This window comes from Vibrio sp. 2134-1, assembly GCF_033339495.1.
The window spans coordinates 1-552 of the sequence record NZ_JAWOUS010000823.1; the positions used below are offsets into that span (position 1 = coordinate 1).

1 pseudogene is annotated in these 552 nt (G+C 46.9%); it reads left to right on the top strand.

Annotation, left to right across the window (positions count from 1 at the left end):
* Positions 1-16 precede the first annotated feature (16 nt).
* Positions 17-552, top strand: a pseudogene (locus tag R7R78_RS28740) (IS5 family transposase); the annotation flags it as partial.

The following is a 552-nucleotide window of genomic DNA, read 5'->3' on the forward strand; positions in this document are numbered from 1 at the left end:
AACCAAAGACTAGAGTGGTAATACACAGCATCTAGCCATCGATGCAACAGGCCTCAGGTTTATGGCGAAGGTGAATTGAAGGTCAAGAAGCATGGTACTGACGGGAAGCGTAGAGTCTGGAGAAAGTTGCATTTAGCGGTAGACACCAGCACTCACGAAATCGTCGCGGCAGAACTGAGTTTATCTAATGTTACCGATGCAGAAGTCCTTCCTAACTTGCTCAAGCAAACACGCCGAAGAATTATCGAGATATCTGGTGATGGCGCTTATGACACAAGGGATTGCCACGATGCCATACGGATCAAGCGAGCTGTTCCACGAATCCCACCAAGAGAAAAGGCAGCCTTCTGGGAGAATGGTCACCCTAGGAATTTAGCGGTAGGTTGCCAGAAGCTCTACGGAGCCAACAGTAAGTGGAAAAAGTGGTACGGCTATCATAAATGCTCACTATAAGAGACAGCAATGTATCGAGTGAAGCAGTTGTTAGGTGGCCGGTTAAGCCTGAGAAACTACAATGCTCATACGCTATGATTAAAGCGCTGAACAAACTTA